This window comes from Amycolatopsis sp. NPDC059657, assembly GCF_042734395.1.
GTDB lineage: Bacteria > Actinomycetota > Actinomycetes > Mycobacteriales > Pseudonocardiaceae > Amycolatopsis.
This window is the reverse complement of record NZ_JBHWEB010000004.1, coordinates 71572-85569: the sequence shown is the minus strand read 5'-3', so window position 1 is coordinate 85569 and position 13998 is coordinate 71572. Positions and strand designations below refer to the sequence as shown.

Here is a 13998-nt window from a genome sequence, read left to right as displayed (position 1 = left end):
AGTGCTGCTCACGGCGCTGGAGTTCCTGGGACTGGTCGCGTTCGCGGCTTCGGGGGCGTTGGCGGCGGTCAGGGCTCGGCTGGATGTCTTCGGGGTCGTCGTCGTGGGGCTCACGACGGCGCTCGGGGGCGGGGTCATGCGGGACGTGATGCTCGGGATCCATCCGCCGACCTCGCTCCGGAACTGGCCGTACCTGGCGACCTGCGCCGCTACCGCACTCACCGTGTTCGTGTTTCACCCGCAAGTGGCACGGCTGCGGCGGGGCGTGCTGCTCGCGGACGCGCTCGGGCTGGGGGTGTTCGCGACCGCCGGGACGACGACGGCGCTCAACTACGGGGCGCCTGTGTACGCGGCGTGTCTGATCGGCATGACGTCGGGGATCGGGGGCGGTGCTGTGCGCGATCTCCTGCTGCGGGAAATACCGCTGGTGCTGCGGCGGGAGATCTACGCGGTGGCCGCGCTGGCCGGGGCGACGCTGGTCGGGGTTGGTTACGTTCTGCGACTTCCGTCGGCGGTCACCACTGTGGTGGCCGCGGCCGTGGTCGTCGCACTGCGGGTTTTGGCTCTTTGGCGGCGTTGGAACGCGCCGGTCGCCAAAGATGCTTCGTGAAATCTGTGTTTGTTCTTAGGCGCGTCTCAGCACGCTGGGTAAAACTACAGCCATGCGCATTCTCGTAGTCGACGACGACAGGGCCGTTCGGGAGTCCCTGCGTCGTTCCCTTGAGTTCAACGGCTACAAGGTCGACCTGGCCAGTGACGGTGCGCAGGCGCTCGAAGCGATCATCGCGAGCCGGCCGGACGCGATGGTCCTCGACGTGATGATGCCTCGGCTGGACGGCCTCGAAGTCGCCCGCAGGCTGCGCAGCACCGGCGACGACCTGCCGATCCTTGTCCTCACCGCCCGCGACACCGTCTCGGACCGGGTGTCCGGATTGGACGCGGGCGCCGACGACTATCTCCCCAAGCCGTTCGCGCTCGAGGAGTTGCTCGCCAGGCTTCGCGCGCTCCTGCGCCGCGCCATGCCGGACACCGACTCCGGTCAGGCCAGCGAGATGCTCACGTTCGGCGATCTGACCCTCGATCCCGGAACGCGCGAGGTGCGCCGCGGGACCAGGGAGATCAGCCTGACCCGCACCGAGTTCGCCCTGCTCGAACTCTTCCTGTCTTACCCGAAACACGTGCTCACCAGGGGCCGGATCTTGGAGGAGGTATGGGGCTACGACTTCCCGACGTCCGGCAACGCGTTGGAGGTCTACGTCGGATATCTGCGCCGGAAGACGGAGGCGGAGGGGGAGCCGAGGCTGATCCACACGGTCCGTGGCGTGGGCTACGTACTGCGCGAGACTCCTCCGTGATCGACCTGGCGGACCCCAAGCAGCCCACCCGGTTCTCGTTGCGTCGCAGGGTCGCCCTGCTCGCGGCGGCCTGCGTCGCCGGCGCGGTCGCGCTGGCGTCGATCGGCGCCTACTACACCGTGAAGGAGAACCTGTACCAGCAGCTCGACGACAACCTGCGTGCCAGGGCGGACAACGCGGTCCAGTCGCCGACGGTGAATGCGGGGATCGAGTCGATTCCCGGTGCGTTCCTGTCGAGCATCGACATCCAAATCGGACAGCTCAGCATCACCTCCAACCCCAGTGGACAGCTGACGTATCCACGGGCCGGTACCCCGCCCGCCTGGGGATCGTCGGAATTGGCCGTCGCGCAGGGCAGCCGGGAAGAGTCGATCCGCACTGACCAGCGGACGGATTCGCGGGTTATCGCGCTTCCCTCCGGGCATGGCTCCGCGATGGTGCTGGCGCAATCGCTTGCGTCGACCAAACGCACGCTCAACGAGCTGTCGGTCGTGCTGCTGCTGATCGGCGGGGCCGGGATCCTGCTCGCCGCCGCGGCGGGGACGGCGGTGGCGCGCGGAAGCCTCGCGCCGGTCGAACGGCTGACGCAAGCGACCGAAAGGGTCGCCCGCACGGGTGATTTGACGCCGATTCCGGTCAGCGGCGACGACGAGCTCGCCCGGTTGACCACCAGCTTCAACACGATGCTCGGGACGGTCAGCGAGTCGCAGGAGCGACAACGTCAGCTCGTCGCCGATGCCGGCCACGAGCTGCGCACGCCGCTCACCTCGCTCAGGACGAACCTCGAGCTTCTGCTCAGCGCGAGCAGGCCGGGCGCGCGGACGCTGCCCGACGGGGATCGCGCCGAGATCGAGGCCGATATCCGCGGTCAGCTCGACGAGCTGACGCAGCTGATCGGTGACCTCGTCGAGCTCGCCCGTCAGGATGAGCCGTACGCGCAGTTCGAGCGTGTCGAGTTCGCCGATGTCGTGGAACGGGCGCTGGACCGGGCCCGGCGGCGGGCCGGGGAGATCGACTTCGCGGTCAGTCTCCAGCCATGGGTGCTCAGTGGTGACTCCAGTGCGCTTGAGCGCGCGGTGTTGAACCTGCTGGACAACGCGGTGAAGTTCTCGCCGCCCGGATCGTCCGTTCAGGTGCGGCTCTTCCCTGTCGGTGACGGCACTGCCGTGCTCGAGGTCGCCGACGCGGGTCCCGGCATCGCCGACGAGGACCTGCCGAAGGTCTTCGATCGCTTCTACCGCTCGTCAGAGGCCCGTACCCTGCCCGGTTCGGGGCTCGGCCTCGCGATCGTCAAGCACGCCGCCGAGCGGCACGGCGGCGCGGTCTACGCCGCCCGCTCGCCCGAGGGTGGCGCGCTGATGACACTTCGGCTGCCTGGGACACCCGGGTGACTTGCCGCGCCTTCCACATGTTTGATCGTGTAGGATTTTGTGTGGTTGGCGCGGCGGACGGAGTAAACAGTGCTTGCGCGGCAGCGACAGGCGATGATCCTCGAAGAGGCACGCCGGACCGGAGCGGTCCGGGTCAGTGAGCTCGTGGGGCGGCTCGGCGTATCCGATATGACGGTGCGCCGCGACCTCGACGTGCTCGCCGGGCGAGGACTCGTAGAAAAGGTCTACGGCGGCGCGACCTCGATCGTCGGCAAGAGCACGGACGAGCCGGGTTTCGAGGCGAAGTCCGTGCGCCAGCGCGTCCAGAAGGAAGCGATCGCCGAACTCGCCGCCGGGCTCGTCCGGCCGGGCACCGCGATCGGCATCTCGGCGGGCACCACGACGTGGACGCTGGCGAGGGCCTTGGACGCGGTGCCGGGACTGACCATCGTCACGAACTCGATCCAGGTCGCCGACGTGCTGCGCGGGTCGAGTCAATCTGAACGAACGGTCGTGCTGACAGGTGGTGTCCGCACGCCGTCCGACGCGCTCGTCGGGCCGGTCGCGGTGCAGAGCCTGCGCACGCTCCACCTCGACGTCGTCTTCCTCGGTGTGCACGGAATGGCCGACGGCCCCGGCTTCACCACCCCGAACCTGACCGAGAGCGAGACCGACCGGGCGCTGGTCGAGGCCGGCCGCAAGCTGGTCGTGCTCGCCGACCACACGAAATGGGGGACGGTGGGCATCTCCACCATCGCCGATCTGAACGAGGCCGATGTCGTCGTCAGCGACGACGGCCTGGCCGAGCACGCCAGGGAAGTGCTCTCCGAACAAGCGGGGGAACTGACGATCGCCGAGACGGTCGCCGAGGCGGAAGAGGCGTGAGGAAAACCGTCAGGCAGCTGGCCGATGGCCGCGAGATCATCTATTTCGACGAGGCGCCGACCGAGCGGGACGCGGTCGACACGCGTGATCTCCCACCGGTCGCCGCGACCTCTGAGATCCGGCGTGACCCGCTGACCGGCGAGTGGGTGGCGATGGCCGCGCACCGCCAGACGCGCACGTACAAGCCGCCGGCCGACCTGTGCCCGCTCTGCCCGAGCAAGCCTGGCAAGCCGAGCGAGATCCCGGACGCCGACTACGACGTGGTCGTGTTCGAGAATCGCTTCCCATCGTTCTCGCAGGGCGTCGTCGGCGAGGAATCCACTGTGGACGGGCTGGGACTGGTGCCGACCGCGCCGGGCCGTGGCCGCTGCGAGGTCGTCTGTTTCACCAGCGAGCACAACGGTTCCTTCGCCGGGCTGAGCCCGCGCAAGGTGCGCACCGTGGTCGACGCGTGGGCCGACCGCACCGAGTTCCTGTCCGGCTTGGACGGTGTCGAGCAGGTCTTCCCGTTCGAGAACCGTGGTGAGGAAATCGGCGTCACGCTGCACCACCCGCACGGCCAGATCTACGCGTACCCGTTCGTCACGCCCAAGACGTCTCGCATGATCGAGGTCGCCCGCGCGTACGAGGCCGAGCACGGCCGCCCGGTGCTGGGCGACGTGCTGGCCGCCGAGCGCAAGGTCGGCACGCGGGTCATCGCCGAGGGTGAGCACTGGACCGCGTTCGTGCCGCCCGCGGCGCGCTGGCCGGTGCAGGTCCAGGTCGTGCCGCATCGTCAGGTGCCGGACATCCCCGCGCTCACCGATGCCGAGCGCGATGACTTCGCCGAGGTGTACCTGCAGGTGCTCAAGCGCTGCGACGCCCTCTACGGCAGGCCGCTGCCGTACATCGCGGGCTGGCACCAGGCGCCGGTCAACCAGGACAGGGAACTCGGCTGGCTGCACCTCGAACTGTTCTCCGTGCTGCGCTCGAAGGACAAGCTGAAGTACCTGGCCGGTTCGGAGTCCGGGATGGCCGTGTGGATCAACGACGCCACTCCCGAGCAGATCGCCGAGAGGCTGCGCGGTTCTTAAGTCATAATCACAGGCGGGGCTCAGGTCTTTCTCAGGACCATCCCGCAAGGTAGAGACATGACCGAGAACGACCCCCAGAACAACCCGGTGCCGGGTGAGCAGAGTGGCCAGCCGGTGACCCCGGCTCCGCACGACGAGCCGAGCACGCCGCCGCGGGGGAACGCCGCGGTCAGTGGCGAGCAGGCCTACGTCGCGCCGAGCCCCTGGTCGCCACAGCAGCAGCCACAGCAGGCTCCCTACCAGCAGCAGTACCAGCACGCCTACGGGCAGGTTCCGCAGGGGAACACGTCGGTGTACGCGGTGCCGCCGCAGCAGGAGCCGAAGAAGCAGGGGGCCGGGAAACTCGTCGCCGGGGTGGCGGTCCTCGCTCTGCTGGTCGGGGGTGGAGCGGGGGCCCTCGGCGGGTATCTCGCCGGCGGTGGCGGCACCGGTTCGAGCTACAACGCGCTCGACGCGCCGAAGCCGGCGAAGCAGACCGGAAACGCGCCAGCTGGATCTGTTGAATCGGTCGCCCAGAAGCTCTCGCCGAGTGTCGTCGAGCTCCAGGTGTCGGGCAGCCGCGGCGCCGGCGAAGGCTCCGGTTTCGTGCTCAGCGCGGACGGCTACATCCTGACCAACAACCACGTCGTCGAGGTCGCCGCGAACGGCGGCCAGATCCAGGCCGTGTTCCGCGATGGCAAGAAGGCGGTCGCGCAGATCGTCGGGCGTGACCCGACGACCGACATCGCGGTCGTCAAGGCCACCGGCGTCAGCAACCTCGTCCCGGTCGAACTCGGCCGGTCGGACGACCTCGCGGTCGGCCAGGGCGTGGTCGCCATCGGCTCCCCGTTCGAGCTCGCGGGCACCGTGACCTCGGGCATCGTCAGCTCGCTGCACCGGCCCGTGCAGGCGGGCGGCAGCAGCGGCGACCAGACCACGGTCATGGACGCGGTGCAGACCGACGCGGCGATCAACCCCGGTAACTCCGGTGGCCCGCTGGCGAACATGCAGGGCCAGGTCATCGGCATCAACTCCGCGATCTACAGCCCGCGCTCGGCCGGGGGCAGCGGCCAGCAGGGCGGCGAGAGCGGCAGCGTCGGCATCGGCTTCGCGATCCCGATCGACCAGGCACGCCGCACGGCCGACGACATCATCAAGACCGGCAAGGCCAAGCAGACCTTCATCGGCGCAGGCGTCAAGCCTGCGGAGCAGGGTGGTGCCTCGATCATCAGCGTCGAGCCCGGCAGCCCGGCCGAGCAGGGCGGGCTCAAGGTCGGCGACGTGGTCGTCAAGATCGACGATCGGCTGATCGACGACGCCGACGCGCTCATTGCCGCGGTCCGCACCAGGGCGCCCAACGAGAAGGTCAAGTTCACGACCTCCGATCAGCGCGTCCTCGAAATCACCTTGGGTGGCAAGGACATCGAGCCCAAGTAGTCACTCTCAGACGCTCGGCCGCTCAGGGCGGCCGAGACCAGCCCGGGCTCGTGCGCGATCTGTCCGCAGATGGCGCACGAGCCCGCTGATCATCACGCCCAGCCAGACGACCGCCAGCGAGATGGCCAGTCCCAGCTCTGGATTGTCACGCGGACCAGGCGGTGGCGGTGCGCCGTAGGTGCGCCAGAGCAAGGGAAACGCGACGATCGCGAGCACGCCGGTGAGCACGGCGCCGACCATCACCGGGGCTTTCCACGTCTTCGGCAGCACGCGGCTCAAGGCGAAGGCGACGACACCGACCAGCGGCGCGATCAGCGCGTCGTGCAGTACAGGGAAGCCGAGCAGCCAGCCTGCCGCGACGAAAGTCCCCGGCCACAACGGGAACGCGAACTCGTAGATCAGGACGGCGCCCCAAGCGAGCGTGGCCAGGCCGGGCGCCACGAGCAGTGCGCGGAACAGTTTCACGCCGCCTCCAGTTTCGCGACCCACTTGGTCTGCAGCACGCCGGGCCGGTTCGGGGCGATGACCCGGCAGGGATAGCCGTGGTCGAGGTCGAGGACCTCGCCGTTGAGTTTCAGCGCGAGCAAGGTGATGCCGTCCGCGGTGTGTTCGCCAGGCAGCACGCTGGTCGCGTAGATGCCGGATTTCTCCATCGAGGTCACGATCATCTGCATGCCGGGCTTCCCGCCCGCCGCGCGCAGAAGGTCCGGAAAGGACACTCCCGTCCAGACGGCCGACCGGCTCCATCCTTCGACGCAGGCGATGGGCAATTCTGCCGTGGTTTGAGGTAATGCGCGGAGTTCGTCGAGCGAGAAGCCGCGCGTACCCGACGGTGTCACGACTTCCAGTCGCCAGTCCGCCGTGACCGGGGTAATGCCCGCGCCTGCCGCGGTCCGGTTGACCGGAACGCCTTGCGAGCCTTCGTCGGAACGCCATTTGAGCGGGGAAATGCCGCGTAGCAAGGGAACCGTGGCGCCCGCCGTGGCGACCACGGAGACACCGGCGGCGAGCCAGGTGGTCCGCAGGAAGCCTCGACGGGACAGGCCTGGTGCCGTGGCGGGTTCGGGTTCGCCCTTGGTCAGTGCGCGCCGCAGGATCGGGATCTTGACCGCGACGTGCACCAGGATCGAGCCGATCGCGACCCAGGCGATCGCGTAGTGGATCTGCGGGAAATAGAAGTTCCACGGGTAGTTCTGGGCGATGTTCAGCAGGCCGGTGGTGAGTTCGAAGAACGCCGATGCCGACAGGACGAGGACCGAGCCACGTTCGACCGCGTGTGGCACCGATTTGATCAGGGGTCGTTCGAACAGCTTCGGGAAGACACTCCACAATTTGGCCAGCAGCAAGGGAATGGACGCGATGCCGGAGATCACGTGCAGGCCTTGCGTCACGCGATAGAGCCCCGCCGGGCGGCTGGGCCACCAGAACCAGCCAGGTGGGTGCTGGATGAGGTGGCTGATCAGGCCGGTCAGGAAGCAGGTCGTGAAGGTGACGGCCAGCGCCAAGCCGATGCGGCTGGTCACCCGTTCCGAGTGCGCGGCGCTGGTGAATCTCGGCAGGCTCATGGGCGCACCAACTCCGCGAACCAGCGCTGACCGCGTTGCGTGGTCCATGAGACGCGCAGCGCGGCTTGGGCGGCCAGCGCCGCGATGCTGTCCGTGCCGACCCAGGACCAGGTGAACCATGGCTTGCCGGTGCGTTCGGTGGGTGAGTGCAGACGGACGCGTTCATGGCGCAGTCCGAACCCGGGCGGATCGAGTTCGACGAGCACTGTGCCGTCGGGCGCGAGGAGTTGGGCGACGCGGCCGAGGAGGCGGACGGGGTCGCCGCCGATGCCGATGTTGCCGTCGGCGAGCAGTGCGTGTGACCAGCGTCCTTCGCCGGGGACGCGGTCGAAGACGCTGAGGTGCAGTGCGATCGCGCCGCGCGCGTGCGTGAGGCGGACGGCGGTGCGTGAACTGTCGACGCCGAGTGCGACCACCCCGCGTTCGAGCAGCGCGGCCGTCAGCCTGCCGGGGCCGCAACCAATGTCGAGCGTCGGGCCGTCGCAGGCGTTGAGGAGAATCTCGTCGCCGTCGCCTGGTTCGGCTGTCCAGCGGTCGACGGGGAGTTCGACGCGTTCACCGTTCGCCAGCTCGAGCCAGCACTGGTGCCCGAGGAGGCCGGTATCGAATTCGTTGCCTTGCAAGACGTTCATGCGGCCACCTCGGCGACGGCTCGTGCGAACCGGCTCTGCGGGCGCAGCGATGCGACGCGGCGGGCATCGGCCATGGTGTCTACATCGGACAGTGTGGTGAGCAGCTTCGGGTCAAGGTCGGTGAGTGCGTTGAGCGTCAGCGCTCCGGTGTCCTCGCGTGACATGGGCACGTCGGCGAGCACGTGCGCGTTGCGCGGGTCGCGTAGGCCGAGAGCCCACCAGCCGCCATCCTCAGCGAGGCCCAGCACGGCCTCCCTGCCCTCCTGTAGCAGTGGTTCCGCGGCGGCCATGAGGAGGTTCGGTGTGACTTGCGGGGTGTCCATGCCGATTTGCAGGACGGGCATGCCCGCGAACAGCGCGGCGGTGTCGGCGTGCGCGTTCGCCAGCCTGGTGCCGAATTCCCAGCCACGCTGGGCGAAGACGGTGGTTTCGCGCAGCGCGCTGGACAATGCGGAGCTCTGTGCCGCATCGGTGAGGTCGCCCGTCATGGCGACGAGCGGGAGCGCGCCGGGTGTGCCGAGCGCGGCTTCGATGGTGTCCAGAAGCGCGGAGGCGGCGATGTCCGCGGCCTGCTCGCCGGTGGCGGGTGGGCACAGGCGGGTCTTGGCGAATCCCGGGACCGGGGCTTTGGCGACGATCAGCAGGCAGAAGTTCATCGCGCCAGCACCCGGCTCATGTCGCGGACGGCACGCAGCGTGCCGCGTACGGATCCGGAGACCTTGGATTTGGTCCCTTTCGCGCGTGCGCCATAGCTGACGTCGAATTCGCTGACCTGCCAGTGCGCTCGCTGGGCCTTAATAAGTAATTCAAGCGGGTAGCCGAAGGCACGGTCCGTGATGTCGAGACCGAGTAGTGATTCGCGCCGCACCGCGCGCAGCGGCGCGATGTCCCGGACGGGTAACCCGCGACGGCGCAGCAGCGAAGCGAGGAGCAGGTTTCCGGCGCGCGCGTGCCATGGCCAGACGTCACGGCCGGTCGGCACGCGACGGCCGACGGCGAGATCGGCGCCGCCGCGCAAGGCCTCGACGAGCTTGGGAAGCTCGGCGAGGTCGAGTGAGCCGTCAGCGTCGGCAAAACAGACAATGTCCGCGGTCGCGCTTTCCAGACCGGTGTGTACGGCGGCGCCGTATCCTCGACGCTTTTCGTGCACGACGTGCGCGCCCAGTCTCTCGGCGATCCGGGGCGAGCCGTCGGTCGACCCGTTGTCCACGACGATCGCGCGATACCCGGGCGGCAGTGCGTTCAGAACGGCGGGAAGTGCGCCGGCCTCGTTGAGGCAGGGCAGTACTACGTCTATCCGGTCATCGGTCACGCGGAAAACGCTAGGTCCACCTTGGACACTGAGAAACCCTTACGCTGCTTACCGAATCCTGACATCGAACGAGTTCTTACCGAGTCATGACGAGATCGTCCGGCAAGCCGCGGAAGGCTCTTCCTGAGACTAAAGTGCGCGTAATGACTTCGGTGGCCATTCGAGTGAAGAGCGGGCTGCGCGCCGACTTGCTCGCCGTCGCGCTCGCTCTCGTTCTCGTGGGGGCCGCCGCCGCGATCGGCATCTATTTCAATCGGCCGGGTTCCGGCGTCGTGATCTTCGCGTTCGCGCCGCCGTTGTACGGGGACTGGCTCGTCCATGTGGGCCCAGGCTCGGTGTCCGCGGTGCTGATCGCGTTCGCGGTGGTGTGCTGGGGGCCGCTGCTCGCGGCGACGTTGCCGTTACGGCGGCTGCTACCGCTCGGCTATCTCACGGCGGTGGCGTGGACGTTCTCGCTGGCGATGGTCGACGGTTGGACGCGCGGGTTTTCGGAGCGGCTGACGCAACCGAGCGAATATTTGCACGAGGTACCTGGGATCAGCGATATCCCGCGCATGCTGAACGAGTTCTCGTCGCGCATCCTCGATTTCCAGGCGAATTCGTGGACCACCCATGTGTCGGGGCATCCGCCGGGCGCGACGCTGGTGTTCGTCTGGCTTGACCGGATCGGGCTCGGCGGCGGGGCGTGGGCCGCGACGGCCTGTGTCGCCGTCGGCTGCCTGATCGCGGTCGCCGTACCCGCGACGCTGGCGCTGCTGGGGCGTCCTGATGCCGCGCGGGCCACGGCGCCGTTCGCGGCATTGACGCCCGGCGCGATTTGGATCGGCGCATCGGCCGACGGGTTGTTCGCGGGGGTGACGGCTACCGGGGTGATGCTACTGGCGGCGGCCGTCTACACGCGTCGCGACAGGTACGCGATTGGTGGCGGCGTGCTGCTGGGTTTCGGGATGTATCTGTCGTACGGGCTCGTGTTGATGGGGCTCGTCGCGCTGACCGTGGTCGTGCTCGGCAAACGCTGGCGAGTGCTCGGCTGGGCCGTGCTGGGTGCGGCCATCGTGGCGGCGGTTTTCACGCTGGCCGGGTTCTGGTGGCTCGACGGCTACCACCTGGTGGTCGAGCGGTACTACCAGGGCATCGCGAGCGAGCGGCCGTATTCGTACTGGGTGTGGGCGGACCTGGCCGCCGTGGCCATCGCCGCCGGACCGGCGGTGGTCGCCGGCGCGCGGCGGGCGCTGACCAGGCGTCCGTGGGGCGACCCGGTGCTGATGATCGTGCTGGCGGCTTTGCTGACGATCGCGTTCGCCGACCTTTCGGGACTGTCGAAGGCCGAGGTCGAGCGCATCTGGCTGCCGTTCGCCGTCTGGTTGCTCCCGGCGGTTTCGCTGCTTCCGGGTGCGCATCGGCGTTGGTGGCTGGCCGCGCAAGCGGTGACGGCGCTTCTGGTGAATCATTTGGTGCTGACGATTTGGTAGGAGCTCACATGGACGAGCAAGGCCGCGTGCTGGTGGTCGACGACGACGAGACCGTGCGCGACGTCGTCCGGCGTTACCTCGAGCTCGCCGGGTTCACCGTCGACATGGCAGGCGACGGCACTGAGGGATTGAGGGCGTTCACCGCACGGCCGCCGGACCTCGTCGTGCTCGACGTCATGATGCCGGGGATCAACGGCCTGGAGGTCTGCAAACGGCTGCGCCAGGTCAGCCAGGTCCCGATCGTCATGCTCACCGCGCTCGGTGAGGAGGAGAACCGGATCGCCGGCCTCCAGCTCGGCGCCGACGACTACGTCACCAAGCCGTTCAGCCCGCGGGAACTCGCGCTGCGGGTCACCTCGGTGCTGCGGCGCGCGCGGATGCCACGTCCTGAGCCCGCTGCCGAGGAGCTCGCCGACGGGAACCTGACGTTGCAGATGGGCGCCAGGCAGGCGACGCTCGGCGGCGCCGAACTTTCGTTGACCACAAGGGAGTTCGACCTGCTGGCGTTCTTCCTCGCGCATCCCGGTGTGGCGTACTCGCGCGCCGACCTGCTGGAGAAGGTGTGGGGCTGGGACTTCGGTGACCAGTCCACGGTGACCGTTCACGTGCGCAGGCTGCGGGAGAAGATCGAACCGGAGCCCGCGAAACCGGTGCGGGTGGCGACCGTGTGGGGCGTCGGCTACCGCTACGACCTGGGCAAGTCATGATCGACTCTGGCGAGTCCATGGCAGGCATGCTCACCCATGTCTGGCACATCCTGCCGTTCGCGTTGTTGTTCGCGCTGCCCGTCGCGGTGCTCGGCGGGGTCGTGCTGTATCTGCTGCGCCGCGGCTCGATCGCCAGCACGATGACCGTGCTCGTGGTCATCCCGGTGCTGGCGACGCTGGCGGGCGTGCTGGGGATCAGCCAGTTCATGTTCACGCCGATGCTGACCACGACGCTGCTCGTGTGCCTGCTGGTCGGCCTGGTGACGGTGCCCGCCGCCGTGTTGCTCGGCCGGGCGATCGCGCGGCGCACGGTCTGGGAACGCGAGGCCCGAGAGCGCGAACGCGCCGCCGAAGCGTCGCGGCGGGAGCTGGTGGCGTGGATCAGCCATGACCTGCGCAGTCCGCTCGCCGGGATCCAGGCGATGGCCGAGGCGCTCGCCGACGGCGTCGTATCGGAGCGGAGTGAGGTCGCGGACTACGCCCAGCGGATCAGCGGCGAGACGACACGGCTGTCCGGGATGGTCGGCGATCTGTTCGAGCTGTCACGGATCACCGCGGGCGCCCTGCGGCTGACCATGTCCGCGGTTCCGCTGCGCGACGTCGTCAGTGACGCGATCGCCGCGCAGACGCCGGTCGCGGAGCAAAAGCAGGTGCGCCTGCGTGCCGACGCCGGGGCATGGCCCGTGGTGACCGGCAGCGACCCGGAGCTCGCCAGGATCGTGCGCAACCTGGTGTCCAACGCGATCCGTCACACACCGCCGGACGGGACGGTCGCGGTGCAGATCGGCATCGAGGACGGCAACGCGGTACTCGCCGTCGACGACGGCTGCGGCGGCATCCCCGACGACGAGATCGCCCGCGTCTTCGACGTCGCGTTCCGTGGCACGCAGGCCCGCACGCCCGACCGATCCGGTACGACCACCGGTGGCGGGCTCGGTCTGGCGATCGCCAAGGGGCTCGTGGAGGCACATCGTGGCCAGATCGGCGTGCGGAACCACGGGCCTGGGTGCCGGTTCGAAGTCAGGCTCCCGCTCGCCGTCGGTTGAGCTGAGGCGTTAGACCGGATCGCGAAGTTCGGCTCGTGCGAAGTCGGCGATGCCCTCCGCGAAGCCGGTCTGCGCTTTGAACCCGAGCAGGCGTTCGGCGCGCGCCGGGTCGGCGACGACGTGCCGGACGTCCGCGGGCCTGGCGCCGCCCGCCACAACGGGCGCTGGGCCGTCGCACGCCCTGGCGAGCTCGGTGGCGAGTTCGCCGACCGTGTGCGGCTGCCCGGAACACACGTTCACGGGAATGATGTCGCCGGGCGTTCCGTCGGTGCGCAGTGCGAGCACGTTCGCCATGGCGACGTCGTGGACGTGCACGAAGTCGCGTCGCTGCAGACCGTCCTCGAGCACGGTCGGTGCCTCGCCACGCTCCAAAGCGGACCGGAAGAGCGAGGCGACGCCCGCGTACGGCGTGTTCTGAGGCATCCGGGGTCCGTAAACGTTGTGGTAGCGCATCGCCCACACGGTCCCGCCGGTCTGCCGGGCCCATGCTCCGGCCAGATGCTCCTGTGCGAGTTTGGTCGCCGCGTAGGTGCTCCGCGGGTTCAACGGCGCGTCCTCGGGAACCAGCCGCCAGCCCAGCGGCTCGCCGCATTCGCCGCAGGCCGGTTCGAACCTGCCCGCGTCCACATCGGACTGGCGACGCGGTGACGGCGGCACGATGCCGTGCTCTTCGCAGGCATAGCGGCCCTCGCCGTAGACCACCATCGACGACGCCAGCACCAGTTTCGACACGCCGGCCGCGTGCATCCCGGCCAGCAGCACCGCCGTGCCGTAGTCGTTGTGCAGTGCGTAGGACGGTGCGTCGGACGGGTCGATGCCGTGACCGACCACGGCGGCCTGGTGGCATACCGCGTCGACGTCCGTCAGCAGTTCCTCGACCATCGCGGCGTCGGTGACGTCGCCGCGCAGGAACCGGTGCCGCCCGGTGTATCCGGGAGGCGTCCGCGATCCGTGCGCGGTGGGCAGCATGCTGTCCAGCACAACGACCTCGTCGCCGGAGTCGGCCAGCAGATCGGCGACATGGGACCCGATGAACCCGGCGCCGCCGGTCACAAGAACTCGCACGCCGATCACGCTAGGGCCGCCAGGTCACCGTGACCCGCCGAAGCGGCCGCACGTCATGGAATCGTCAGAACTCGCCCCGAATTCCCTCCGGTGGAAAACC

Annotated in this window: 15 protein-coding genes; 9 read left to right on the top strand and 6 right to left on the bottom strand. The window is 68.9% G+C overall.

The genetic code is table 11. From position 1 onward, the window contains the following. The first annotated feature begins 1 nt into the window (after position 1). The 6 genes from ACFV15_RS03530 (at position 2) to ACFV15_RS03505 (ending at position 6099) form a co-directional block, all read left to right on the top strand. Positions 2–610: a trimeric intracellular cation channel family protein gene (locus tag ACFV15_RS03530; protein ID WP_378348542.1), complete on the top strand. Its 609-nt coding sequence runs from the start codon at positions 2–4 to the stop codon at positions 608–610. Between the two features lie 52 nt (positions 611–662). Then, on the top strand, positions 663–1355 hold the full coding sequence (locus ACFV15_RS03525) for a response regulator transcription factor (RefSeq protein WP_370944787.1): 693 nt from the start codon (positions 663–665) through the stop codon (positions 1353–1355). Next, on the top strand, positions 1352–2746 hold the full coding sequence (locus tag ACFV15_RS03520) for an ATP-binding protein (RefSeq protein ID WP_378348541.1): 1395 nt from the start codon (positions 1352–1354) through the stop codon (positions 2744–2746). Before ACFV15_RS03525 ends, ACFV15_RS03520 begins: the two co-directional genes overlap by 4 nt. Before the next feature lie 69 nt (positions 2747–2815). Further along, entirely contained in the window at positions 2816–3610 is a 795-nt protein-coding gene (locus ACFV15_RS03515) for a DeoR/GlpR family DNA-binding transcription regulator (protein WP_378348540.1), read from the top strand. Next, entirely contained in the window at positions 3607–4683 is a 1077-nt protein-coding gene (gene galT, locus ACFV15_RS03510) for a galactose-1-phosphate uridylyltransferase (RefSeq protein WP_378348539.1), read from the top strand. The genes ACFV15_RS03515 and galT overlap by 4 nt, the downstream gene beginning before the upstream one ends. Positions 4684–4740: 57 nt before the next feature. Next, positions 4741–6099, top strand: a complete 1359-nt coding sequence (locus ACFV15_RS03505; RefSeq protein ID WP_378348538.1) for a S1C family serine protease — start codon at positions 4741–4743, stop codon at positions 6097–6099. Between the two features lie 6 nt (positions 6100–6105). Here the strand turns inward: ACFV15_RS03505 and ACFV15_RS03500 are convergent, their stop codons facing one another. The 5 genes from ACFV15_RS03500 to ACFV15_RS03480 are packed head-to-tail and all read right to left on the bottom strand — an operon-like array spanning position 6106 to position 9608. Further along, complete coding sequence (locus ACFV15_RS03500; RefSeq protein ID WP_378348537.1) at positions 6106–6564, bottom strand: hypothetical protein; 459 nt, start codon at positions 6562–6564, stop codon at positions 6106–6108. Continuing rightward, positions 6561–7664, bottom strand: a complete 1104-nt coding sequence (locus ACFV15_RS03495) for a molybdopterin-dependent oxidoreductase (protein ID WP_378348536.1) — start codon at positions 7662–7664, stop codon at positions 6561–6563. The genes ACFV15_RS03500 and ACFV15_RS03495 overlap by 4 nt, the downstream gene beginning before the upstream one ends. Continuing rightward, on the bottom strand, positions 7661–8296 hold the full coding sequence (locus tag ACFV15_RS03490) for a methyltransferase domain-containing protein (RefSeq protein ID WP_378348535.1): 636 nt from the start codon (positions 8294–8296) through the stop codon (positions 7661–7663). Before ACFV15_RS03490 ends, ACFV15_RS03495 begins: the two co-directional genes overlap by 4 nt. Continuing rightward, on the bottom strand, positions 8293–8952 hold the full coding sequence (locus ACFV15_RS03485; RefSeq protein ID WP_378348534.1) for a DUF2064 domain-containing protein: 660 nt from the start codon (positions 8950–8952) through the stop codon (positions 8293–8295). Before ACFV15_RS03485 ends, ACFV15_RS03490 begins: the two co-directional genes overlap by 4 nt. Further along, positions 8949–9608, bottom strand: coding sequence for a glycosyltransferase family 2 protein (locus ACFV15_RS03480; protein WP_378348533.1), 660 nt, complete (start codon positions 9606–9608; stop codon positions 8949–8951). The genes ACFV15_RS03485 and ACFV15_RS03480 overlap by 4 nt, the downstream gene beginning before the upstream one ends. A gap of 143 nt (positions 9609–9751) precedes the next feature. Here ACFV15_RS03480 and ACFV15_RS03475 point away from each other — a divergent pair, with 143 nt between their 5' ends. From ACFV15_RS03475 to ACFV15_RS03465, 3 genes are read left to right on the top strand one after another with little or no spacing between them, the layout of a single operon-like run. Beyond that, the gene (locus tag ACFV15_RS03475) at positions 9752–11080 is read left to right on the top strand and encodes a hypothetical protein (RefSeq protein ID WP_378348532.1); all 1329 of its coding nucleotides are present in this window, start codon (positions 9752–9754) and stop codon (positions 11078–11080) included. Positions 11081–11088: 8 nt separating this feature from the next. Continuing rightward, positions 11089–11787 (top strand): response regulator transcription factor, encoded by a 699-nt coding sequence (locus ACFV15_RS03470; protein WP_378348531.1) that lies wholly within the window; start codon positions 11089–11091, stop codon positions 11785–11787. After that, a complete protein-coding gene (locus ACFV15_RS03465; protein ID WP_378348530.1) occupies positions 11784–12833 on the top strand; it encodes a sensor histidine kinase in 1050 nt (349 codons plus the stop codon). The genes ACFV15_RS03470 and ACFV15_RS03465 overlap by 4 nt, the downstream gene beginning before the upstream one ends. A gap of 9 nt (positions 12834–12842) precedes the next feature. Here ACFV15_RS03465 and ACFV15_RS03460 read toward each other — a convergent pair whose 3' ends face one another. Beyond that, positions 12843–13898 (bottom strand): NAD-dependent epimerase/dehydratase family protein, encoded by a 1056-nt coding sequence (locus tag ACFV15_RS03460; RefSeq protein ID WP_378348529.1) that lies wholly within the window; start codon positions 13896–13898, stop codon positions 12843–12845. Between the last annotated feature and the right edge of the window lie 100 nt (positions 13899–13998).